Below are 24,205 nucleotides of genomic sequence, written 5' to 3'. Positions count from 1 at the left end.
TTTGTAATTCTGTGATCCTGATATGTGGTCATTACTCTGCTTTCAGTGCCTTGACCGGGTTTTGCATCGCAGCCCTTAAACTCTTCAGGCCTATGGTGAGCATGGCGATACTGACGGTAATTAATGCAGTAAGCACAAAAGTCCACCAGGAAATACCGGTACGGTAAGCAAAATCCTGAAGCCAACGGTTCATAAGGTAATAACCGAGGGGAAAAGCAATGAGAAATGAAAATACGATGAGTTTTAAAAAGTCTTTTGAAAGTAAGGCCACAATACGGGGTACGCCCGATCCCAGTACTTTGCGAATTCCTATTTCTTTCAGACGCTGTTCGGTATTATAGGTCACCAGTCCGAACAATCCCAGACAGGCAATAAAGATAGTCAGCATGGCAAATATGCGAAGGATATGGCCCATATTCCGCTCTGCGCGATAGGTTTGTCTGAAGGAATCGTCCAACAGGGTATAGGAGAATGGTTCGCCTGTACCGAAACGATTCCAGGTTTGCCGGATATTTTCGATTAATCCGGACATGTTTCCTGTTTTAGTACGGATAATGAGTCCTCCGTAAGGCCTGTTCCTCATGATCAGCGGATCGATTTGCCGGTGAAGGGATTTGAAGTGAAAATCTTTCACCACCCCGATCACCGTGAGTTCCTGCCCGCCCTGATCCGTATCTCTGACAAAAGTTCTGCCGATGGGGTCTTTTTGCAACCCCAGTATATTCATGGCGGTTTCATTGATAATGGCGTTTAGTGAATCGCTCCCGGAATCATCGGAAAAATTCCTTCCGAGGGCAAGCTGCATACCCATGACCTGAAGGTAGTTTTTATCCACGTCATAAAAGAACATACGTCTTTGATATTGCCCGTTCATAAATATACCGGCCATGCTGTTATAAGAGGGGCCTGCGGGCAGGTATGAAGAAACGGATATATGCTGTACCAGGGGGTTTTTCCGGATCTCATTTCGGAAAGCCTTCTCGTTATTTCCCAGCAACGTAGCCTCATTGATAACGAGGATCTGGTCCCGGTCATATCCTATGTTTTTGTTCTGGATATAGGACATCTGTTTACTGACAATGATCGTAGAAAAGATGAGTCCGGCAGAAATGATAAACTGAAAGATGACCAGCCCGTTCCGCAGTCCCCGGGTATCCCTGCCTGTAAAGAATCTGGTTTTGAGGGCATTGACCGGGGCGAATGAAGAAAGCACGAAAGCAGGGTAGGCGCCTGCGGCAAGGCTGATGACTATGATCAGCAGTAGTAGTAAAATAACTGTTTCATACCCGAAAATAAAAGAAAGGCTTATGGTTTTTCCTGAAAGTTCATTAAACAGGGGCAGGACTGCGACTGTAATAAGAATACCTGCCAGGGCAGCGATACACGTAGCTATAAAGGTTTCTGTCAGGAACTGGAAAATCAATTGTCTTTTTTCCGATCCCAATACCTTACGTATTCCGACTTCTTTGGATCTTTTGGCAGCGGTAGCTGTAGAGAGATTCATAAAGTTGATACAGGCTATACAAAGCATGAATACTCCGACTGCAACAAAAATGTAGATATAGCGGATGTCTCCTCCCTGCTCCAGTTCGCTGGCCCCTGCAAAGTCAGAGTAAAGATGGATATCCGTGAGAGGTTGCAGAAACAGTCCAATCTGGTTGTCTTTGGTAAAGTCGGCAAATGACATCCCTATTTCCGCTTTGAGCTGAGGGCCCATATGCTCTTCAACCACAAGTGGTAATTTATCTTCCACCTGTTGATATTGTACATCTTCCCGAAGCAGGAGGTAGGTGAAGAAGTTCGATTTTGTCCATGATGTGCTCCGGGCCGGGGCATAACTCAGCATGGAAGCAAATATATCGAAATGGAAATGTGAATTTTCCGGAACGTCACCAATCACTGCCGTAATCTCCAAAGGGGTCGGGTGGTCGTCCACGAACAGTTCCTTTCCTATGGGGTCCGTATTCCCGAAATACTTTTTTACTTCGCTTTCGGTAAGAACAGCGGTATTGGGTTTTCCAAGGGGGTCGACGTTGTTTCCGTGAATAACAGGAAGTGTAAATATTGTGAAGAAATTCGGATCTACATACGCAAAGCGACTGTTGCGGTAAACGGTGTTTTCAAAACGGATCTTTGGAGTTCCTGCACGGCGTATCCGGGTAGCATCTGCAACTTCGGGAATTTCGTCTTTAAGGGTTTGGGCTACAGGGGCCATGACTACGGCTTCCTTCATAATTTCTCCGCCAACTTTCCCCCGAAAAACTACCCTGGCTATACGGTCTGCCTTTTTGTTATACCTGTCGTAATGCAGTTCATCCGAGATAAAGAGTACGATAAGCAGGCAGGAAGTAATCCCGATGGCCAGCCCGAGAATATTCAATAGGAACATTCCCCGGTTTTTGAGAATATTCCGCCATGCGATCTTGAAATTGTTTGTTATCATTTTCGGTGAATTGAAAACTTTATTTTGCTTTAATGGAGAAACAGTAATCGGGCCAAAAGCATAAGGTGTTGGTTTTTAGTTGTTTTTATCTTTTAAGGGAAGGGACAGGTGTTCGATATTGAACATAAAGTGTTCAGATATGTGCAGCTGGGATGCCGGTTCCCCTTCACTTGTCGGTTCATTTCGGTATGGCATGCTGAGCATTCTAAGATAAAACCAAGCTGTTAAGCCACTAATTTTACAAACGGTTCATTTCTTTTTGCTACGCGAAAACATCTACCAGACCTTTTTTTAATACTTGGCCCAGAGCTTCGAGTCCTATACTTTTCTATCCCTCTGTTTTTATTGCTTTTACCGGGTTGGACAGTGCGGCTTTTACCGATTGAAAGCTAACGGTAACCAGTGTAATGGCCACTGCCAATCCTGCGGTTATTGCAAATATCCACCAATGTATTTCGGTGCGATATACAAAATCTTGCAGCCACGAGTTCATAGTAAACCAGGCCAGTGGCGAAGCGATGATAAAGGCTAACAAAACGAGTTTTAAAAAGTAGGAGGAAAGCAATCCTACAATTCCCGTAATAGGGGCTCCGAGTACTTTTCGGATGCCTATTTCTCTGGTGCGTTGTCGTATGGTATAAGCAGATAACCCGAAAAGTCCCAGACAGGCAAGTACAATAGTGATGCCTGTAAACAGGCTGAGGATTTTTCCAATTCTCGTTTCACTTTTATAGAGAGAATCAAAATCTTCATTCATAAAGCGGTATTCGAATGGCCGGTGTGTAACGCTGCGCTGCCATTGTTTATGGATGAAATTTAAAGTAGCGGGCAGGTTAGTACCGGAAGTTTTTACAAGGAGGTTTTCTCCCCAGTTTTCAGGGAAGAGAACCAAAGGTTGTATGGCCGTGTGCAAGGAGGTGTAGTTGAAATCGCGTACTACGCCACGTATTTCACCGGGCCTGCCACTAATAACGATTCTTTTTCCTACGGCTTCCTCCGGCGTCCAGCCAAATGCTGCGGTAGCCGTTTCGTTCAGTATAAAATGAAAATAGTCTTTGTCCTCGTCGTTATAAGAGGCGTCTTTAACATCTTGTTCGGTTAGGTTTTTTCCGGCCAGGAGATGCAGTCCTGTAGCCGGTATGTATTCTTCATCAATAACATTCCCCCTAACCATTATGGATTGTTTCTCCGCAATAGTATTTCCCCAGGCAGAATATCCGCCGAGGATATTTGTCGGTAGAGAGGCTGCCATAGAAACGGCCACGATATCCGGGTGTTGTTTCCACTCTTTTTTTAGGATATCGAGTTTGTTTTTAATTTTATTGTCCATGGGAAGAACCAGTACATGTTCTCTATTATATCCCATGTCTTTATTGCGGATGTAGTGTAACTGGTTTTGTATGATCAGGGTGGCAATAACGAGAAAACCGGAGATGACAAACTGAAATACGATAAGGGAACCTTTGAGCCATCTACCGGAATTTGAGCGGTGGAAAGAACCTTTGAGGACTTTAATTGAGGAAAAACGCGAAAGTACCAAAGCGGGATAGCTACCGGCAAGCAGAGAAATACCTATTTGAATACCAATTATAGCCAAGCAGATTTTAGGATGCCAAAGCTCGGATGCAGCGAGATTTTGTCCTATGAGATTTCCGAAAGCAGGCAGCAATAACAGGCACATACCTATACTGCATACTATAGCAAGAGCAGTGATGATTGCCGATTCTCCTATGAATTGCCAGAATATTTGGTGCCTATACGCTCCGGTAACTTTTCGAATTCCTACCTCACGGGCTCTTTCCAGAGAACGTGCTGTGCTGATATTGATATAGGTAAAGCAGGCAATGATTAGGATAAGCAGGGCAACACTCCCCGATATATACAGGTATTTTATATTGGTGTTGGGTTCAAAACTGTCGTAAGGAGAGTGAAGGTGTATTTGGTTAAAGGGCTCCAAGTCGTAGTTGAGGTAAAAATTATCATCGTCTTCCGCTGCCATTTCCCGTTTCATAAAGGGGATTATTTTGGGTCGCAGGCTGTTTATGGCATCGGGAGCGTTTAGCAAAAGGTAGGTGGTGTAGTTGGCACTCCAGTATATGGGTTCTGTCCGGGCATTTTTAAGGCTGGTGAAAGATGCCATAAAGTCAAACCGTATCTGGGAGTTATCCGGGCAGTCGGCGGCTACACCAGTGATCAGGTATTCTTTTTCATTGGGACCTACACGGATGGTTTGACCCACCGGGTTGAGGTTGCCAAAATACTTTTGGGATGCGGAAGCAGATAGTACTACTTTGTAAGGGGCATTAAGTACATTGGCAGGATTTCCTTTTAGTAAGGGAAAGGAAAACATTCGGAAAAAGGAGGAGTCGGCATAGAGAAAACGTTTTTCATTATACACATCGGTATCTAAACGTACTACAGTAGGTTCTTTATACATACGTACACCGTCTTCTACTTCCGGGAAATTGGCGCGAAAGGCAGGAAGGACTTTAGTCCCGGTAAAGTTTCCCTTAACGACATTGTCTTTCGTATCACCGTATTCCATAATAGTACGCACAATACGATCGCCTTTCTCCTGAAAGGTATCATAACTGAGTTCGTGCTGAATGTACACGATCATCAGTAAACAACAACTGATTCCGGTTATAAGCCCGATAATATGTATGGTAGAAATTCCTTTGTTTTTCCAAAGACTTCGAAGTGCTATTTTAAAGTAGTTCCTTATCATAGTGGTTTCTGGTTTACTTGTTCCTTGTTTACGAACCGGCTGCTTCCTTTGCTAAAGAGGTGTACACTGAATCTTTTTTTAACGCTCGGCTCTGTGCTTCGTACTTTTCTATCCATCTGTTTTTAGACTTTTTACGGGGTTGGCCATGGCGGCTTTTATCGTACGGATGCTCAGGGTTGCAAAAGCAATAACCATGGTGAGGCTGCCCGCAATCAGAAATAGCCAGATGCTGAGGTCAATACGGTAGGCATAGCTTTGCAGCCATTGTTGCAAGAACCACCAGGAGACAGGAGTAACAATGATGAAGGCTATAAGTACGAGTTTCAGAAAATCTTTACTGAGTAATACGGTAATAGTTGTCGTACTTGCACCGACCACCTTCCGTATTCCTATTTCTTTGGTACGCTGCGCTATAGTGAGCAGGGAAATGGCAAAAATACCGATACAGCTCAGTATTATGGCTATAACGGCTCCGCTGGTTACCAATGAGGCCATGTTTTTTTCATCCCGGAGGGTCCGGTCTATGTTTTCATCCAGGTAAGAGCCCAGGAACTCTGCATTGGGTTCTATCTTTTTCCAGGCCTTTTCTACGATGGCCAGAGATGCGGATAGATTACCGGGACCTACTTTGACGTAAGCATAAGCCGGATTATCGGTAGGGCGGAGGAAAAAAGTAATAGGAGTTATGGTTTTATGCATATCTTCGAAGTGATAATTTTTGACGATCCCTATTACCGTATATTGTTTATTATCCAGGTTCATGGTAGTATGCAACGCATCTTTTTCACCTATTTCCGTAGCCATGGATTCGTTGATAAGAATAGACAGGCTGTCGGTTGCGAAATCCCTGCTGAAGGATCTTCCGGAAGCCAGTGGAATACCTAATGTTTCCGGGTAATCATAATCGACAATGAGCATATCTGTCGTTATTTCCCTGCCGTGATATTCAAAACCCAGCCTGCTTGTCATACGGCTTCCGTCTCTTCCCAGTCCCAGATTATTATCCGAGGCGGTCATGCTGAGTATGCCCGGTTTACCGGATAATTCGTTACGAAGAAGGTCTACGTCAAGACGCGACCTGTTTTTACCGTTAAGCGGAAAAGAAATGACCTGTTCTTTATCGAATCCGAGGTCCTTACCGGTAAGGTAACGTATCTGGTCGGAAATGACAAGGGTACAGCTGATAAGAAGAATGGCTATACAAAACTGTACCACGATCAATGCGCTCCTTAACCGGTGTTTTCCCCCGGTTTCCACTTTACCTTTCAGCGTCTGAACTGTTCCGAGTTTGCTGAGAACATAGGCAGGATATCCCCCGGCGATACATGTGATGGCAGCGAATACCCAAAAAGAAATAAGAATTGACGCAGGTGATAATATCGACGAAAAATCGGCCCCTGTACGGAAAAGGTTTTTGTATTCCGGCAGCAATAGCCAACTCATAAAAATGCCGAGCGTAAGCGCAAAAGCAAAAATGAGCACACTTTCCATCCAGAACTGAAAAAACAATTGCTTTTTTTCCGCACCGAGTGTTTTTCGTACTCCGATCTCTCTTAGTCTCTTCAGATTAGTGCCGATATTCATGTTTATAAAATTCACGCAGGCAATAAAGACAATCAGTCCGGCAATCCCCAGGATCATGTAAGGAAATGTCCTGCTTACCGACAGTATCTGGTTGGAATACCGGATAAAGTGATGATCCCGGAAAGGCAAAAGGCGCATTTGCATGTATTCTCCGTTTTCATCGGGTTGTGCCCCGTCCCGCTTACTTACTTTAATCTCCTGTTCGAAATGTAATGCTGTAAAAGCCCGGGTATTTTTTTCAAAATCCTTAACCGATACTCCTTTTTCGAGCGTGAGATATTCCTGATGATTTTTACTGTCCCAACTATCCTTCCGATTATCATAACCGGAAATGTTGGTATAATTCAATACAAGATCGAAATCCATGCTGCTCTGTTTCGGGATATCGCTGAGGACAGCCCCTATAGTATACGGTTCTTCCTGTCCGTTTACAATGACCGAAAGCGTTTGTCCCAAAACCTGATCTGTGCCGAAAAGCTTCTTTGCTGTTTTTTGTGTAATGACGATACCTGATTTATCCTGTAACGTACGGGTTGCATTTCCTTCCAGTTCCGGAAAGGTAAATATGGAAAAGAAATCGGGATCGGAATAGGCAATATCCACATAAATCTCTTTGTCTTTATGAACGGCTACCAGGCTGTTTTCGGTATAGCGGGCGATGCGATCGACCCCGGGTACTTCGTCTTTTAGTGTCTGGCTGAAAGGCGAAGGAAGGGTGACCAGATCTTTAGCACCTTTAGGTACCTGCTTGCGATAATAGATCAAATACGTATGATCTGCATTCTGGTGAAAGCGGTCGAAGGAAAGGTTGTAAACCGCAGTCATACACAAAAGCAGGGCAATAGTAAAAGCTATCGTCAACCCAATGCTGTTAAGTCCGGAAAAAATACGGTTTTTCCAAAGATTTCTGAATGCAATTTTGATATAGTTCCTGATCATGATTTCTTAATAGTTGGTTTTCTTTTTCGGCGTTGTGTCCGGTTGTTGTGTTATGTGTAAAGCGGTATCATTCGTTCTGTATGTTTTTAACCGGATTGGTCAGTGCCGCTTTTATGGCCTGGAAACTTACGGTGATCAGGGCAATACTTATGGCACCGGCACCGGCGACCACAAAGGGCCACCAGGGTATATCGATACGGTAACTGTATCGTTGTAACCATTGCCGTAAAATATACCATGCTACCGGAAAAGCGATAATGCAAGACAGAGCAACCAGTTTTATAAAACTTCCTGAGAGCATAACTGTCAGTTCTCGTATACTTGCACCCAGTATTTTACGAATGCTTATTTCTTTTTTTCGTTGTTCAGCCATGTAGGCAGCAAGTCCGAACAGGCCGATACACGAAATACCGATGGCCAGTGCCGAAAATATCCGGGACAGCCTGCCCACCAGTTTTTCATTGCGGAACATGGCCTGGTAGTTGTCGTCTACAAATTCGTACTCGAAAGGATATCCGGGGTTGTTTTTCTCCATAACCTGTTGTATTTTTTCTAACGCCAGGGTTGCAGAAACTGTCGGTGAGGTACGTATATACATATATTTTGCCTCGTCGGGATAGTTCATAAATATAACCGGATCACTTTTACCGTACATATTGCCATAGAGGTAGTCCTTGACAGTTCCGATGACTTCTACCGGATCTCCATACACTTCCAGGGTTTTCCCGGTAGCAGGTCCCGGGCCCATCATTTTGGCAAGAGATTCGGTGATAATTACCCGCGTAGTGTCGGGTGCCGCCCCGGGTTTGAAATCGCTTCCGTCCATGATCTCCATTCCCATCGTTTTCAAAAACTCTGGACTTATCAGTCGTACAGAAAACAAAATTTCGGAAGAAGGATCTTTACCTTTCCAGTTTACAGATGAGGTATTATTGCCGATACTTAATGTATTGTAACTGTTAAGCCCTGCGTGCTGTACCGTTCCCGTTTTGATCAGCTCGTTTCTGATAGACCGGAAGTTTTGAACCATATTTCCCTGGACCCGCATTTTTACAAGATTTTTGGTGTCGTATCCCATAGGCCGACTCTGCACATGTTTAATCTGCTGATATACGGTTATCGTTCCGATAATAAGAATTACAGAAACAGAAAACTGTGTGATCACCAGTGCTTTTCGTATGATATCACTTCGTTTCCTGCTTGTTTTTTTTCCTTTTAGGGTTTCGATAGGACGCAAAAGGGCCAGATGTACAGACGGATAACTTCCGGAAAGGAATCCGCAGAAGACCAAAATGGTCAACAGGTAGGTGAGGTGTAGCGGATCGGAAAGTCCGAGTTCCATATTCTTTTGTACCAGGAGATTGAACTGCGGTAATAGCAGTGCCATACAGGCCAGGCTCAGAAGCAGGGCTATGGCCGTAATTCCCATGGCTTCCGTAAGGAACTGTATAAAAAGGCTTCGGCGGGCCGCCCCCATGACTTTTCGAACGCCTACCTCATTGGCGCGTTTTTCACTTTTGGCTGTAGCCAGATTCATAAAATTGATACAGGCTATAATCAGGATCATCCATGCAATGATGGAAAAAAGCCTTACATAGGTAATATTGCCTCCGGTTTGTACACCATCTTCAAAGTTGCTTCTCAGGCGCCAGTCCGTCATAGCGAAAAGAAAGGCTTCCGTACCGTGATCTCCGGTCTTTGCTTCGATCATTTTCCGGAGTGTGGCATCTATTTTATGTCTGTCTGCTGTGGATGATAGCGAGACATAGGTCGATACGCTGTTATTGCCCCAGGAGTGGAGATAGTCTTTATCTTTTGCCATTTCGGGGTAGGAAATAACGAAGTCGTATTTTAGGGAAACATTGTCGGGCAGGTCGGGATATACCCCGGTTATGGTATACTCTTCTTTGTGATCGAGTAGAATATTTTTGTACAGGCTGTTTTCTGCACTCCCGAAAAACTGTCTGGCTGTTTTATCGGATATTATTACTGTATTGGGGGCATCGAAGATATTCTTCTTATCACCGGCGATCATCTCCGTGCGGAAAATATCGAAAAAAGAAGCATCCGCATACAGGCCGTTTTGTGTTATGGCTTTGTCTCCTATACTGAAGACCAGATCGGCATCGCGGGTACGGCTAATATGATCTATGCCGGGGATCTCCTGTTTCATAGCAGGTCCCATAGGGCCAGGGGTAGAACCAAATGTACGCCATTTCCCTTCATACGACTGGTTGGTAAGAACAAGATAGATATTATCCCGGTTATCGAAATAACTGTCATAGTCAAGTTCGTCTTCCACCCAAAGAAAAATGAGGCTGGCACAGGTAATCCCTACGGCCAGGCCAAAGATGTTCATCAGGCTGAACCCCTTGTTTTTAACAATGTTCCGCCAGGCTATTTTTATATAGTTTCTGATCATTTTTTGATTATTTGGTTGTTTGGTTATTGCATTATTGAGGTGATATCTGCTAACCTAATAACTCAGCAACCCATTAACTTATCAACTTAAATTATTATTCGCTGCGCAAACTTTTTACAGGGTTTGCGGTTGCGGCCCTATACCCCTTATAACTCGCAATAAGCAGCGTTAGGACCAGAACACAGCCTATAGGGAGGGCAAAGACCCACCAGTTGATCTGTGTTCTGTAGGCATAATGCTGTAACCAGTCGTTCATAAAATACCAGGCGATAGGGGAAGCGATAAGACCTGCTATGCCTATCAGTGTAAAGAAGTCTTTGAAGAACAGTCCGAGAATATCGATAACGCGCCCACCCAACACCTTCCGGATGCCTACTTCTTTGGTTTTTTGGGCGACAAAGAAGGAAACGAGTCCGTAAATACCTAAACCATCGATAAATATGGCCAGGAAGGAGAACAGCCTGGTCAGCGAGAGGAATTGTTGTTCGGACTTGTACATTTCGGTAACGCGGTCGTTGAGGAAGGCGTATTCGAAGATAAAATTCGGGAAATAGGATGTCCATTGCTGTTCGATATGCTGAAGAGCTTCCTTGGTATTTTTCCGGTTGATTTTAACACCTATTTCATTGTACCATAGATCCGGAGCAGGAGCAATGAATACGGGGCTTATTGTTCCATGGAAGTCCTGGTTGTAGAAATCCTTAACAACGCCAACAATGCGCCCCTGTATATAATCGTCACTGATCTTTATGGGTTTGCCCAGCAACTCTTCTGGGGAATTTATTCCTATTTTTGTGCCAAAGGTTTCATTGACCAATACTTCGTCTACAGAATCTTTTTTAATAAAATTTCTTCCGGCAACGAGTTGGATGCCAAAAGTTTCTATGTAATCTTCATCTCCCATTTTTGACTGGATCAGAAATTTTTCATATTTAGGATTGCCGTTAAAATTTACATCCGTTCCCCAGCCGTCAGTCTGTGCTCCAGGACTGGTAAAGCAAATAGAAACCCGTTTGATATTCGAGGATTGGACAATCTTGTTTTTCAGGGTATTTAGTTGTGCCTGCTCCAATGTTTCCGGAAGTCCTACCATTACTATAGTAGAAGTATCATAACCTAAATCCGAACTTGTAGCGTATTTAATTTGTTTCCCGATGACCAACACGGCAATGATCAAAACTATGGAGATCACAAACTGGCTGGTGACCAGAATTTTTCGGGTCAGCGAGCTTCCGGTGTCACTTTGGGTCAGCTTTCTTTTCAGGGCGAGTACAGGGGCAATCCTGGCCAGGATAATCCCGGGATAGCTTCCGGCCAGAATGGCAACACCTATAAGGAGTATGGCAATAAAACCGGCAAACCGGAAATTTATTAACCCATTTTTAGAAAGAGAAAGGTTAAAGGTATTATTAAAGAATGGGAGGAAAAGAACACTTAACCCGAAACCGATAATCAAGGCAATAAGAGTAATGAGAAATGTCTCGGTCAGGAACTGCCGGAAAAGCTGATCTTTAAAACTACCCAAAACCTTTCTTACACCAACTTCCTTAGAACGATAAACAGATTGAGCCGCAGAGATGTTGATAAAATTGATACAGGCGATAAGGATCAGAAAAAAGCCGATAGCCCCTAAGATCCATAGCAGTTTTATATTGATACTATTGCTATAGCGTGAATCGAAATGAATGTCCGGGAACGGCTGTAGTTTATAATGGTCCTCTGTACTTACGGGCTCAGGATGATACTTGGCGGGCCATTTCTTCATTTCCTGTTCTATCTTTAATGGGTCCTGGTTAAGCCTTAACAGGGTAAAACATTGTAAACTGGTAGCAGTTCCGGTCCAACTTTCAGTTGCAATCCAGGAGGTTCGATCAGAGGTTTGAAGAGTTTTGAAAGAAATAAAAACCCGGGAATTGATCAAGGTGTTTTTTGGGAGGTCTTTTAATACTCCTGTAACCCGGATTGTATCCTTATTATCCCATATAAAGGTTTGATTGATAGGACTAGTGTCGCCAAACAGCTTTTTTGCCATTTCCCGGGTGATAATAGCTGTATTTGGAGCTGTCAATTCATCTGAAAAGTCCTTATCAATAAGGGGAAAGTTGAATATCCGGAAGAAATCCGGTTCTACAAAAGCAGTTCTCGGTTTATATCGCTGTGGGGTTGCTCCTGAATTTACAGTGATTAATTGTTCACCCCGATCTATTATTTTGGCAACTTTTTCTGCATAATTGTAGTCATTCTTAAAAACATTGGGGAGTGCAGGAGGGACAGTAGATTTATATGCAATATGATCTCTGTGTACTTCACTCACAAACCTGTATATCCTGTCCGAATCCTTATGGAAATTATCAAACGTAAGGTGAAACTGGATAAACAAAAAGATAAGAATGGCACAACTAAAACCCAGGGCCAGTCCCAGAATATTGATCAGGGCTACGCTTTTCCTTTTCCGGATGTTCCTCCACGCTATTTTAAAATAGTTTTTGATCATTTTTTTCAGTTCTTAGTTTTTTAGTTTGGGAGTTGTGGAGTTTGTTCTCCCAGGATTTCCCAACTTGACAATCTATTGGTTACACTATATAAGTGGTTTAATATCTTCTTTCAATAACTCCTCAAATCCAAAACTTATTTCTTCTTAGTTGTCAGGCTAACCGGTTGTTGTGCTGAGCAACCGGATAACCCGACAGGTTTTTAAACCTAATTAACTAAACTAAATCTTTCATTCGCTCCGTAAACCTTTTACCGGGTTGGCGGTTGCAGCTTTTATGGACTGTCCGCTCACCGTTATCCATGCTATGAGTATTACGACAGATCCGGCCAGGATAAACATCCACCATTGCAATTCAATACTATAGGCAAAGCTGTTCAGCCATAGATGCATGGTATACCAGGCAATCGGTGAGGCGATTACAATAGAAATAAGTACCAGCCTGGTAAAATTTCCGGACAATAAGGTGACGATATTGGTTACGGAAGCACCGAGAACTTTCCGGATACCGATCTCTTTGGTGCGCTGTTCGGCAGTAAAGGCCGCGAGGGCCAATAGTCCCATAACGGAGATCACCATGGCCAGGATACCGAAATACCTGATTAATGTACTGATCATGGTGTCTGTTCTGTATAGTTTTTCGTATTCTGTATCCAAAAAGTGATATTCAAAAGGGTAATTGGGATTGAATTTTCGGGTCAGTTTCTCAAGGTCCTGTATGGCCTCTGCAGTTTTTCCGGCACGGGTCTTTACCAGCATTTGGGAAGAGTTTAGAGGATCCAGACAAAGGACCAGGGGAGTTATGGGCATATGTAACGACTGTATGTGAAAATCTTTCATCATACCTATCACCGGAGCTTCTCCGTTCCAGAAACTAATCTGTTTGCCTACCGGGTCTTCCATTCCCATCAATTCTGCCGTTGATTCATTGATGAGGTAGGCCAGGCTATCGGTCCGGAAATCTTTGGAGAAGTCTCTTCCCGAAGCGAGTTCTATATTCATGGTTTGTATGAAATCATATCCCACATGCATCACCGATACATTGGTTTGCAGATCCGGATCCTTTTCGGGCCAGGAAAGATCACCGGAAGAGGACCCGATATCAATGGGAAGCATAGCCGAGGTCGTAGCGTTTTCTATTGCCGCAGATCGTAATACTTCCTGTTTAAAGGGTTCCATCTTGTTGTATAATTCTCCTTCCAGTGGTATGGAAAGGACCCGTTCCCTGTCGAGCCCGAGGTTCTCAGAACGCATGTATTGCATTTGTCCGTTAATGACGATCATGCTGATGATCAGGAAAATCGACAGGGTAAACTGGAACACCACCAATGACTTTCTGAGAAAAGCAGCATTGAGAAATCCGGGTTTCAGTTTGTTCTTTAAATTGTGAATGGGGGATATGGCGGAGAGGTACAGGGCCGGATAACTACCGGAGAGGAATCCTGTAATGAGTAATAATACAATAATACTTATCAGAGTGGTCGGGTCGGTAATGTCCATTTCTATCGGCCTGCGTAGGAATCTGCTAAATGCTGGAAGCATAAGCTTTACAAGACCAAGGGCTAAGAGCAACCCCAGCAGACTGGTCAATATCGATTCGCTTATGAATTGTTTGAAGAGGGAGTTTCTGCCCGCGCCGACGACCTTTCGTATTCCCACCTCTTTGGCCCGCAGGGAAGAACGGGCGGTGGCCATATTCATAAAATTGATGCATGCAATGGCCAGGATAAAGAGGGCTACGATCATAAATATATGTATGTATTCGATCCCTCCGCCACTGGGTTTCCCGTTTTTGTAATCGGAATACAATCGCACGTCTTTAAGCGGTTGCAGGATCGGGATAACATCCATATCGGCATATTTCGGATAGATCCCTTTCATATTGATTTCGGCGTTCTCCGGGGCCGCTTCCGGATGCAGGCGTACATAGGTGCGAAGCATCGTATTCCCCCATAGTTGCATCCATTCCTGTTCCGTTTCCTTAAAGTTTACAACCCAGTCCAGTTGTACCGTAGAGTTGGAGGGAATATTTTCGATAACCGCCCCCACGGTATAGTCCTTGTCATTGTTGAGTCGTATTGTTTTTCCCAGGGGGGAAATGTCCCGGAAATATTTTTCAGCCACATTACGGGTTATTACAATGTGGTCCGGAGAGACGAGGGCATCTTTCGGGTTACCCGCTATTGCCGGAAGCCGGAATACGTCAAAGAAGTCATCTGAAGCATAAAGTCCGTTTTCCTTGCCGGCCTTTTCCCCGAAATTAATCAGGAGATTCCTGTTATACGCAAGTTTGGTGACAAAAGCGACTTCCGGAACATCTTTTTTCAATGCTTCTGCAAGAGGAGAAGGGGTAAGGCCACTGGTCACAACCTTTCCGTTAAAGTCAGAATTACATCTGACAAAATAAATATCTTCATAACCTGGATAAAAACGGTCATAGCTCATCTCATCCTTTACCCAAAACCATATCAGAAAGCTACAAAACATCCCCAGGGCAAGCCCCGATATATTAATTATAGAATAGAACTTATTCTTTTTAAGATTCCTCCACGCTATTTTAAAGTAGTTCCTTATCATGATCAGTCATTTCTAAGATTATCAGCAGGATTCTGTATGGAAGCCCTTAATGTTCTTACTCCAAGGGTACATAGTGCAATAACAAGTGCTATTAAGCCCCCCTGGGCAAAGACCAGCCAATTTAATTGTATACGATATGGAAATTCCATTAGCCATTGCTGTAAACCATACCAGGCTATGGGAACAGCAATAAGTACAGCCAGTAATACAAGTCCGAATGAACCTTTGGAAAGCATTACGGTAATCTGCGTTACTGAAGCTCCTAATATTTTGCGAATACTGATCTCCTTGACCCGGCTCTGAACCATAAAAGTGATAAGCCCGAACAATCCCATGCAGGACAGGAATATGATGAGAAAGCTGAATAGTTTTAAGATATCCTGTAACTTTTTTTCTGCTAGGAATTCTTTTGCCAGTTCATCGGCTATCCAGGAAAACCCGAAGGTGTAATTGGGATAGAATTCTTTGTATTTTGTATGAATGGCACGCAGTATATCATTTGGAGCTCCCGGTATTAAACGAACTAACAATACTCCGTGCCGAATATTTTTCGTTGCCGCAACAAAAGTGGGTGCCAAAGGATTTCTGAGGGATTCATTGTGGAAGTTCTCTACAATACCGACAGGGACTCCTTTAAGGTCATTATGGGGCTCGTACAATGCTGTTATTCCTAATAGCTCTGCGGTATAGTTGGTAAGTAAAATAGGTTTATAGATTCCTGAGTTTTCTTTATCTTTATCAGGCTTTTCATCCATTCCTAAAAAATCAGAATAATCTTTTAATGAAAACCTGTCAAAGGATTCACCACTTTTCAATTTTAATTTTAAAGTATTGGGAAGGTCTGCATCACCTAGAATATACCATACCTTTACGGTGTTGTGATGAGATTTCGGATTTTCTATTTCAAATGAAAATGATCCGCCATAATAGGATGGTGTCCACGACGAAATACTTACCGATTCCACTCCCGGAATGTTTTTGACAGCTTCTTTAAAGGCCGGGCCTTTATCACCCCAGGAAGTATAATCCAGGCTCAATAGGTTTTCCTTGTTAAAACCGAGGTCTTTCCTGCCCAAATAATCGATTTGCCTGTGCATCGTCAGGGTGGAGACAATGACCACTATGGTAATTGCAAATTGAAGGACTACCAGGCCTTTTCTAAAAATACCTGTTCTCCTGGTCATATCAAACCTGTTGGTCAGCACGGCGGATGGTTTTGGTTTTGAAAGTAACCAGGCCGGATATAACCCAGTCAGTATACTGACCGTCGTAACCACTACAAGTATGACGAATAAGAAAGTGGCACTGTCTGTAATATTCAGGCCTAATGGATGCCCTAGAAAGCTTTCTATACTCGGAAGCGCTGTCATATAGAGCAAAAGGCTCAATACAAAGCTAATGGCAAAGAACAATACCGATTCGATGAGGTAGTGCAGGATTAAGGTTTTCCTTCCGGCGCCCAGAACCTTTTGAATCCCTGTTTCCCTCGTCCGTTTTGAGATCCTTGCGGTACTCATGTTGATAAAGTTTATACAGGCAATGAGTAAAAGTAAAATAGCTACTCCCGTAAGTATCCGTACATTGACAATATTTCCTTTAACTTTTTGATAATTTATATCCCCGGATTTTAGGTAGACATCCTTAATAGGTTGTAGTGAAAAGGTCATATTGGCATCGTCCGCATTCTCTTTATACCATGTATTTATCTTATCTGTCAATAATCCGGTTGCTCCTCCGGACTTTAATAAAAGGTATTGTTTGCCATGTCTGCGAAAGCCATCTGTGTTTAATTTATGTTTTTTAATAAACAATGCATCTGCATATAAATGGGTGTTGGGAGGCAGGTTTTCTATAACCCCGGTAATGATACAGTTTTCGGGTTCGCCATAACTTGAAACCTGCTTAACAACTTTTCCTACCGGGTTCGTGTCCGGAAAGTATAGTTCCTTGATTTTTTGTGAAATGACCAGATTGGGATAACCTTTAACAATTTTTTGAGGCGAACCCTTTATGACCTTAAAGTCCAGAATATCCCAGATTGTCTCTTCGGTATCCAGGCACTTTATGCCAATGTCACTTTCCGTATTAGTAAAAGTAAAATTGAATTGCTCTACATCTATGGGGCAAAAGGATTTTACTTCGGGAAAGTTCAATATTAACTGGGGTCCCAAGAGACTAGGGGAGGTTGCCATCTGTTCCCCGGTCGATTCGGTTTTGGAAATGATCCGGTAAATATCATTTGTTTTAGACCATTGCCTGTCATAGCTCAGATCATTAAGTATAACAGCCGAAACCAACAGGCAGGAAGCCAACCCTATGGTTAAGCCTACGATATTAATTATCGAGTACACCCTATTGGCCTTAATATTTCGCCAAGCTATTTTAAAGTAGTTCCTTATCATAACAGGTCGATTTATTCGGTTCGCAGGCTTTTTACGGGGTTTGTAGTTGCGGCTTTTATGGATTGGCCGCTTACCGTAAGCAAAGCGATGGTTATTGCAGCTATACCCGCCAGGGTAAACATCCACCATTGCAGTTCTATACGGTAGGCAAAATCTTCCAGCCAGCGTGTCATGGCATACCAGGCGAGAGGAGATGCTATGACAATGGCGATAACTACCAGTTTTATAAAGTCTTTGGAAAGGAGCATTACTACATTAGTCACAGATGCTCCCAGCACCTTACGGATACCTATTTCCTTAGTGCGCTGTTCTGCAGTATAGCTGGCCAGTCCGAAAAGTCCGAGACATGCTATGAATATAGCCAGACATGAAAAAATAGTAAACAGCTTTCTGAACCTGAAGTCTGCCTGGTATTGTCTGTTAAAATCTTCATCGAGGAATTTGTACAAGAACGGGCGATGTGGTACGGCATGGGTCCATACATCTTTTATCCTGGCTATCGCAGCAGGCAGATCGCTTGTGGTAACCTTCAGGGTCAGATAACGGCATTCCGATGGCGCAAGCCTGAGCGTCAGGGGTTCTATGTTTTGGTGTAAGGAAAGGTAATTAAAATCCTTTACTACGCCTATAACTTTTCCCTCTCTTCCCCATTGTTGAAATCTCTTGCCTATAATATCACCAGGATTACTATACCCGTAAAGTCTTGCAGTCGCCTCATTAATTACCAGGGATTGTATGGTATCTACGGGAAAATCGCGGGAATAAGCCCGTCCGGCAGCCAGTTCCAGGTCAAAATGATGAATAAAGTCCACATCTACTTCATAAATTGCGGGTACATTAAGAGCCATAGTTCCTTCTTGTGATTCGATAGTGGTCCCGGCATTCGGGAAATAACTCCCGGGCACAGTTCTCGCTGCTGCCACCGAGGATATTTCCGGCAAATGATTAAATGTATTTTTTAATGTTTCGATTTTATTATTAACCCTGCCATCGTAATTATAATCTATAACAAGCATTTGTTCCCGGTCAAAACCGAGGTCTTTATCTAATAAATACCCCATTTGTGTAAAAACAATACAGGTACCGATAATAAGGATTATGGAAAGACTAAACTGAAAAATGACCAGGCCTTTTCTCAATGCTGCTCCTTTGGTGTGGGTGTTGGATATCCCTTTAAGGATCAGGGCGGGTTTAAAACCGGAAAGGACCATAGCAGGATAAATTCCGGAGAGGAGACCCAGTCCGAATATGATACAAAGGTAAACGAGGGCCGATTGCCAGTTGAACAGATCGACACTTCTGAAATTCTTTTCGGTCAGGTCGGCAACAAAAGGCAATGCTATAAAGACAAAAAACAAGGCTAAAAAAGCGGCAAAAGTCACAATCAAGACAGATTCACTCAAAAATTGAAAGATCAGGTTTTTTCGGGCAGCGCCAACAGTTTTCCGAATGCCTACCTCCCTGGCCCTTTCCAGGGACCGTGCCGTCGAAAGGTTCATAAAATTGATACAGGCAATGGCCAGTATAAATAATCCGATTAAGGAGAAAATATAAATATTGGGCAGGCTTCCCGTATCGCCGGGTTGTCTTCCCGCTTCAGATTTAAGGTATACGTCAGACAAGGGTTCTAATGCAATAGTGTATTTGGAATCGGGGGAAATACCACGTCTGCGTGTTATAAAATCCGGGATCTTTTTTTCAAACGCTTCGATGCTAAAATTTTCGGAAACCAGTAGATAGGTATAAAAATCTACATATCCCCACATGTCAAATATATCTTCCCTGGATTTCCGGAAGGTATTCATGGATAAAAGTGCGGGAAAATTAAAATGCGAATTTTCCGGTATATCTTCTATAACACCGGTTACTCTATAATTTCCGGCATTGGCCCTGCCCGGGGCAGACGAGCCTTCGAGCGTTTTTCCAATGGGATTTTCTTCTCCAAAATACTTTTTTGCCGTACTTTCCGGCAATACTATACTATACGGATCTTCAAGTGCGGTTTTTGGGTTGCCGGCAATGAATTTCCAGCTAAAAAGATCAAAGACAGCGGCATCGGCAAAGAATATACCCTCTTCCTGAAAGTTCTTATCTCCATACCTTAATAAAATATCGGCTCTGCCCGAAAACTGGACGACTTCTTCTACTTCGGGAAAATCAGCTCTCAAAGCCGGTCCCACAGGTGCATTACCCCAGACAGCAAATTCACCCGGAGCAGGAGGTGCTGTATTTTTGAGGTCTTCACCATAGGTTTCGGCATGGACAACCCGGTATATCCGGTTTGTATTGGTGTGATATTTATCATAAGACAACTCATCCTGAACATAGATGGCTATTAATAAGCAACACGCCATCCCTATGCCCAATCCCAGGATATTAATTGAGGTATATATCTTTTTTTTCCAAAGATTCCGCCAGGCTATCTTAAAGTAATTCCGAAGCATAAACTGTTGTTTTTTGGTGGATGATGGAGGTGATCAATGTTCAGACTAATACATTTTCGGTTACTTTCTGCCCGTCCAGCATTCTTATGATGCGATGACTGAATTTGGCATCGTGTTCGCTGTGCGTTACCATAATAATGGTAGTTCCCTGCTGGTTGAGTTCCGTAAGGAGGTCCATGACCTCATTACCGTTACTGCTGTCCAGGTTTCCGGTAGGCTCATCCGCCAGGATTAGTTTCGGGTTGTTTACCACGGCACGTGCTACGGCTACCCGTTGCTGCTGCCCCCCGGAGAGTTGTTGAGGAAAATGGTTTCTGCGGTGCATGATCTGCATTTTCTCCAGAACTTCATGCACCCTGTTTTTCCGGTCTGTCGCTTTAACCCCGGTATAGATAAGCGGCAGTTCGACATTCTCATAAACGGTGAGTTCGTCGATGAGGTTAAAGCTCTGAAAAACAAAACCGATATTGTGCTTGCGCAGATTGGCCCGTTTTCGTTCGTTAAAACCGGAAACTTCGATACCGTTAAAAATAAAGCTTCCTCCGTCCGGATCATCCAGCAGGCCCAGGATATTCAGCAGTGTAGATTTCCCACATCCCGACGGCCCCATAATAGCTACAAATTCTCCTTCCCGAACGTCAAACGAAAGCTTGTTTAGTGCTACAGTCTGTACTTCTTCCGTACGGTAATATTTTTCTAAGTCGGTTATTTTTATCATGGATGTTTGTTTTTGTCTTTTTTAAGATTGTGTTTTACTACTGAGACACCCCCTGCCCCCTCAAGGGGGGATATCTATCTCTCTTTTAGAGGAACTTTTTTCCCCCTTGAGGGGGGCAGGGGGGCCTAATTCAAAACCAGTTCCTGTATATCCCCAAAGTTATCATATCCGGAAGTGATTACCCGGTCTCCCGGCTGTAATCCTTCCAGGACTTCGTAATATTCCGTATTCTGGCTTCCCAGTCGTATAGGTTGCCGGTAAGCGGTCTTGCCATCTTCGCTGACTTTAAATACCCAGTTTCCACCTGTTTTCTGGAAAAAACCGCCTTTGGCAAGGAGCAGAGCCTCTTTCTCCTGGCTCAAAGCCAGCCGGATCTGCAGGGTCTGCCCCCTTCGGATACCTTCGGGGACTTCCCCTTCGAAATGCATATCTACCTGGAACCGCCCGTTGGTCACCTGGGTATATACTTTTTTAATAGATAACGTATAAGCGGTATTCCGGAAGTTAAAAGAACCGAATTGCCCGGTGTAAATTCTCGAAATATAATGCTCATCAATATCGGCCCGTACTTTGTATCCGCTGAGTACATCGATCTGTCCGAGTCGTTCTCCCTTGGTTTTGGATTGCCCGATTTCGGCATCCAGAGAGGTCAGTTGTCCGTCTACCGGGGCACGTACCACAAGGTCGCCTACTTTTTTACGCATCAGATCAAGGGCATTACGGGTACGGTTATACGAACTTTCCGCCTGGTTCAACTCCTGCCGGGATGCCATGGAATCCTGTTTTACGACTTCCCGGGCCAGTTTCATCCGTTCTTTCTGATACTTATAGTTGTTCTCCGATTCCAGTAGTTCCTGTTTTCCGACCGCTTTTTCCTCGTAAAGCCTGTTGTTTAGTTCGTAAACCCTTTTGGCTTCCACCAGGCTGTTATCCACATCCGTAAGCTGGTTGAGACGGTTTATGGTATTTTGCCTGGCAGCATTCTGCTGTATCTGCATTTGGGTGAGCAGGTTGTAAACGGCCGTTTCCTGGTTGACCAGGCTGAGTTCCAGGTCGGTATTCGAGAGACGGAGTATAGGATCTCCGGCCTTCATGACAGCACCATCCTCAACGAATTTTTCTTCTACACGTCCGCCCTCCACAGCATCGAGATAGATAGTCGTAATAGGGAGGACGATACCGTTTACCGGAATGTTCTCCTGAAAAACGCCTTGCTTGACATCACTTATCGTGATGCGCTCCGTTTCCACATTGAGTTTGGACCCTCCGGAAGAGGAAATGATTATAAATATAATAAGGGTGAGAAGCAGCACACCTCCCCCGAGCATCAGGATACGGGAAGTCGTAAAGCGTTTCTTTGTAATCGGAATATCCATAAAGTGCAATTTGGTATATCCATCCATCATTATCGTGCCAAAAACATAAAATGCTGTTTTATAGTTTGTTGATTCTTTTTTAAATAGAAAAGGTGTTCGGTTTCGATACACTTTATGTTCGCTGGCAATACACTTTTGTGCTCCGGGAAATTAGGGATGGTACTTTTTTCATTAAAGGGGATTATATTGTAATATTGTAGAGATGAGCTATAACACAGAGTTTCACAAAGTAGACACAGAGATACACGGATTTTGCTGATAGTCTTATGGATATAAATAACCTTTCTTATAAAGTGATAGGTCTCGCCATGGAAGTACATCGTCAATTAGGACCGGGACTTCTGGAATCTGCTTATCAGGAATGTTTATTCTACGAGATAAAAAAAGGAGGATTTTTTGTAGAAAGAGAAAAAATATTGCCCATAGTTTATAAGGATATTAAGCTGGACCATGGTTACCGAATAGATCTTTTAATAGAAAATAAGCTGGTGATAGAATTAAAAACAGTGGAGTGTTTTACGGATGTCCATATTGCTCAGGTCCTGACTTATCTGAGATTGGGGAATTATCCTTTAGGCTTGTTAATGAATTTTCATAGTAAGATATTAAAGAATAATATAAAAAGGCTTATAAATACATAAAGAACATGTTTTGTGAATCTCTGTGTTTGCTCTGTGTTTCTTTGTGCAACAACTAAAGAAGAAAGAGTTTAAATGATATAAGGATGCAGCTAAAAGACGCCCGTATATTAGTCATTGACGATGATACCGATGTGCTGACAGCCATGCGGTTGTTGTTCAAATCGAAAGTAAAAGAGGTCGTGACCGAAAAGAAACCCGACCATATTCTGTCGATCCTGGGTACATCGAAGTTTGATGTCATTATTCTTGATATGAATTTTAACGGCCTGGTGAATACCGGGAACGAAGGCTTGTTCTGGTTGCGCAAGATCAGGGAGGCGGATGATAAAACCGATGTGATTCTCATTACCGCGTACGGGGATATAGACCTGGCCATCAGGTCGCTCAAAGAAGGAGCTTCCGATTTCCTGGTGAAACCCTGGAAGAACGAAAAAATACTGCAATCGGTACAGGACCTGCTCGACAGGAAAAAGGTGCGGAAACCGGCAGTAAAGCCATTGCAGTTGCAGGGCGATAAAATGCTGGGGGAAAGTGATGTGATACGTGATGTCTTTCTGAAACTGCAAAAAGTAGCTCCCACCGATGCCAACGTGCTGATCCTCGGGGAAAACGGAACTGGAAAAGATCTGATCGCGAGGGCACTGCACGAAAACTCCCTGCGTAAAAACGGACCGTTTGTCAAAGTAGACCTCGGCGCACTGACACCTTCTCTTTTCGAAAGTGAGTTGTTCGGGTACAAAAAAGGAGCATTTACCGATGCGCGGGAAGATCGTAAAGGCAGGTTTGAAGCCGCATCCGGGGGTACGCTATTTCTCGATGAGATTGGTAATATCAGCCTGCAGCAACAGGCAAGGCTGCTCACCGTATTGCAGAACAGGTATATCACCCCTTTGGGATCTAACGAAACTGTTCCGGTAGACATACGCCTGATCTGTGCCACGAATACCGAAATTTCCGAACTGGCCGATGAGAGCAGGTTTCGTAAGGATCTTATCTACCGTATCAATACCGTAGAGATTACCGTGCCGCCACTTCGGGAGCGAGGGAAAGATATCCGGTTGCTCGCATCCCATTTTGTAAGGCGTTATGCCGAGAAATATATGAAGGAACCCTTTACACTGGATAAGACATTTACGGAAAAATTGCAGGATTATCCCTTTCCGGGTAACGTACGGGAATTGCAATATGCCCTGGAACGGGCAGTGATTATGGCCGAAAGCGATGTACTCTATGCAGCCGACCTGGTTTTTTCGCCCATAGAGAAGCACCGGCAACCCGAAGCACCACGGGACCTGAACCTGGAAAACATCGAGAGAAATACCATTCTCAAGGTGGTCGAAAAAAATAACGGCAATATTTCCAGGTCTGCCAAAGAACTCGGAATAACCCGGGCAGCTCTTTACCGAAGACTTCATAAATATGACCTTTAGACCTTACAAA

Annotated in this window: 12 protein-coding genes; 2 read left to right on the top strand and 10 right to left on the bottom strand. The window is 43.6% G+C overall.

Annotated elements, in window-relative coordinates:
- Positions 1 to 31: 31 nt before the first annotated feature.
- From BT112_RS00930 to BT112_RS00885, 10 genes are all read right to left on the bottom strand, one after another.
- A complete protein-coding gene (locus BT112_RS00930; protein ID WP_072315420.1) occupies positions 32 to 2,443 on the bottom strand; it encodes an ABC transporter permease in 2,412 nt (803 codons plus the stop codon).
- Positions 2,444 to 2,771: 328 nt separating this feature from the next.
- A complete protein-coding gene (locus BT112_RS00925; RefSeq protein WP_072315419.1) occupies positions 2,772 to 5,171 on the bottom strand; it encodes an ABC transporter permease in 2,400 nt (799 codons plus the stop codon).
- A gap of 108 nt (positions 5,172 to 5,279) precedes the next feature.
- Positions 5,280 to 7,694 carry an ABC transporter permease gene (locus BT112_RS00920; protein ID WP_072315418.1) on the bottom strand — a complete coding sequence of 805 codons (2,415 nt, stop codon included), beginning with the start codon at positions 7,692 to 7,694 and terminating at the stop codon, positions 5,280 to 5,282.
- A gap of 67 nt (positions 7,695 to 7,761) precedes the next feature.
- Positions 7,762 to 10,116: an ABC transporter permease gene (locus BT112_RS00915; RefSeq protein ID WP_072315417.1), complete on the bottom strand. Its 2,355-nt coding sequence runs from the start codon at positions 10,114 to 10,116 to the stop codon at positions 7,762 to 7,764.
- Between the two features lie 94 nt (positions 10,117 to 10,210).
- Positions 10,211 to 12,610, bottom strand: coding sequence for an ABC transporter permease (locus tag BT112_RS00910; RefSeq protein WP_072315416.1), 2,400 nt, complete (start codon positions 12,608 to 12,610; stop codon positions 10,211 to 10,213).
- 228 nt (positions 12,611 to 12,838) lie between these two features.
- Positions 12,839 to 15,184, bottom strand: a complete 2,346-nt coding sequence (locus tag BT112_RS00905; RefSeq protein ID WP_072315415.1) for an ABC transporter permease — start codon at positions 15,182 to 15,184, stop codon at positions 12,839 to 12,841.
- 2 nt (positions 15,185 to 15,186) lie between these two features.
- Positions 15,187 to 17,586 (bottom strand): ABC transporter permease, encoded by a 2,400-nt coding sequence (locus BT112_RS00900; protein WP_072315414.1) that lies wholly within the window; start codon positions 17,584 to 17,586, stop codon positions 15,187 to 15,189.
- A gap of 11 nt (positions 17,587 to 17,597) precedes the next feature.
- Positions 17,598 to 20,030 (bottom strand): ABC transporter permease, encoded by a 2,433-nt coding sequence (locus BT112_RS00895; RefSeq protein WP_072315413.1) that lies wholly within the window; start codon positions 20,028 to 20,030, stop codon positions 17,598 to 17,600.
- A gap of 40 nt (positions 20,031 to 20,070) precedes the next feature.
- Positions 20,071 to 20,748 (bottom strand): ABC transporter ATP-binding protein, encoded by a 678-nt coding sequence (locus tag BT112_RS00890; RefSeq protein WP_072315412.1) that lies wholly within the window; start codon positions 20,746 to 20,748, stop codon positions 20,071 to 20,073.
- Between the two features lie 125 nt (positions 20,749 to 20,873).
- Positions 20,874 to 22,124: an efflux RND transporter periplasmic adaptor subunit gene (locus BT112_RS00885; protein WP_072315543.1), complete on the bottom strand. Its 1,251-nt coding sequence runs from the start codon at positions 22,122 to 22,124 to the stop codon at positions 20,874 to 20,876.
- A 266-nt stretch (positions 22,125 to 22,390) separates the two neighbouring features.
- On the opposite strand from BT112_RS00885, the gene BT112_RS00880 reads away from it, so the two are divergent.
- Both BT112_RS00880 and BT112_RS00875 read left to right on the top strand, forming a co-directional pair.
- Entirely contained in the window at positions 22,391 to 22,765 is a 375-nt protein-coding gene (locus tag BT112_RS00880) for a GxxExxY protein (RefSeq protein ID WP_072315411.1), read from the top strand.
- A gap of 83 nt (positions 22,766 to 22,848) precedes the next feature.
- Positions 22,849 to 24,195, top strand: a complete 1,347-nt coding sequence (locus tag BT112_RS00875) for a sigma-54-dependent transcriptional regulator (protein WP_072315410.1) — start codon at positions 22,849 to 22,851, stop codon at positions 24,193 to 24,195.
- Positions 24,196 to 24,205 lie beyond the last annotated feature (10 nt).

It is taken from the genome of Sinomicrobium oceani (genome assembly GCF_900119185.1).
Classification (GTDB): Bacteria; Bacteroidota; Bacteroidia; order Flavobacteriales; family Flavobacteriaceae; genus Sinomicrobium; species Sinomicrobium oceani.
This window is presented reverse-complemented; position numbering and strand designations above follow the sequence as displayed.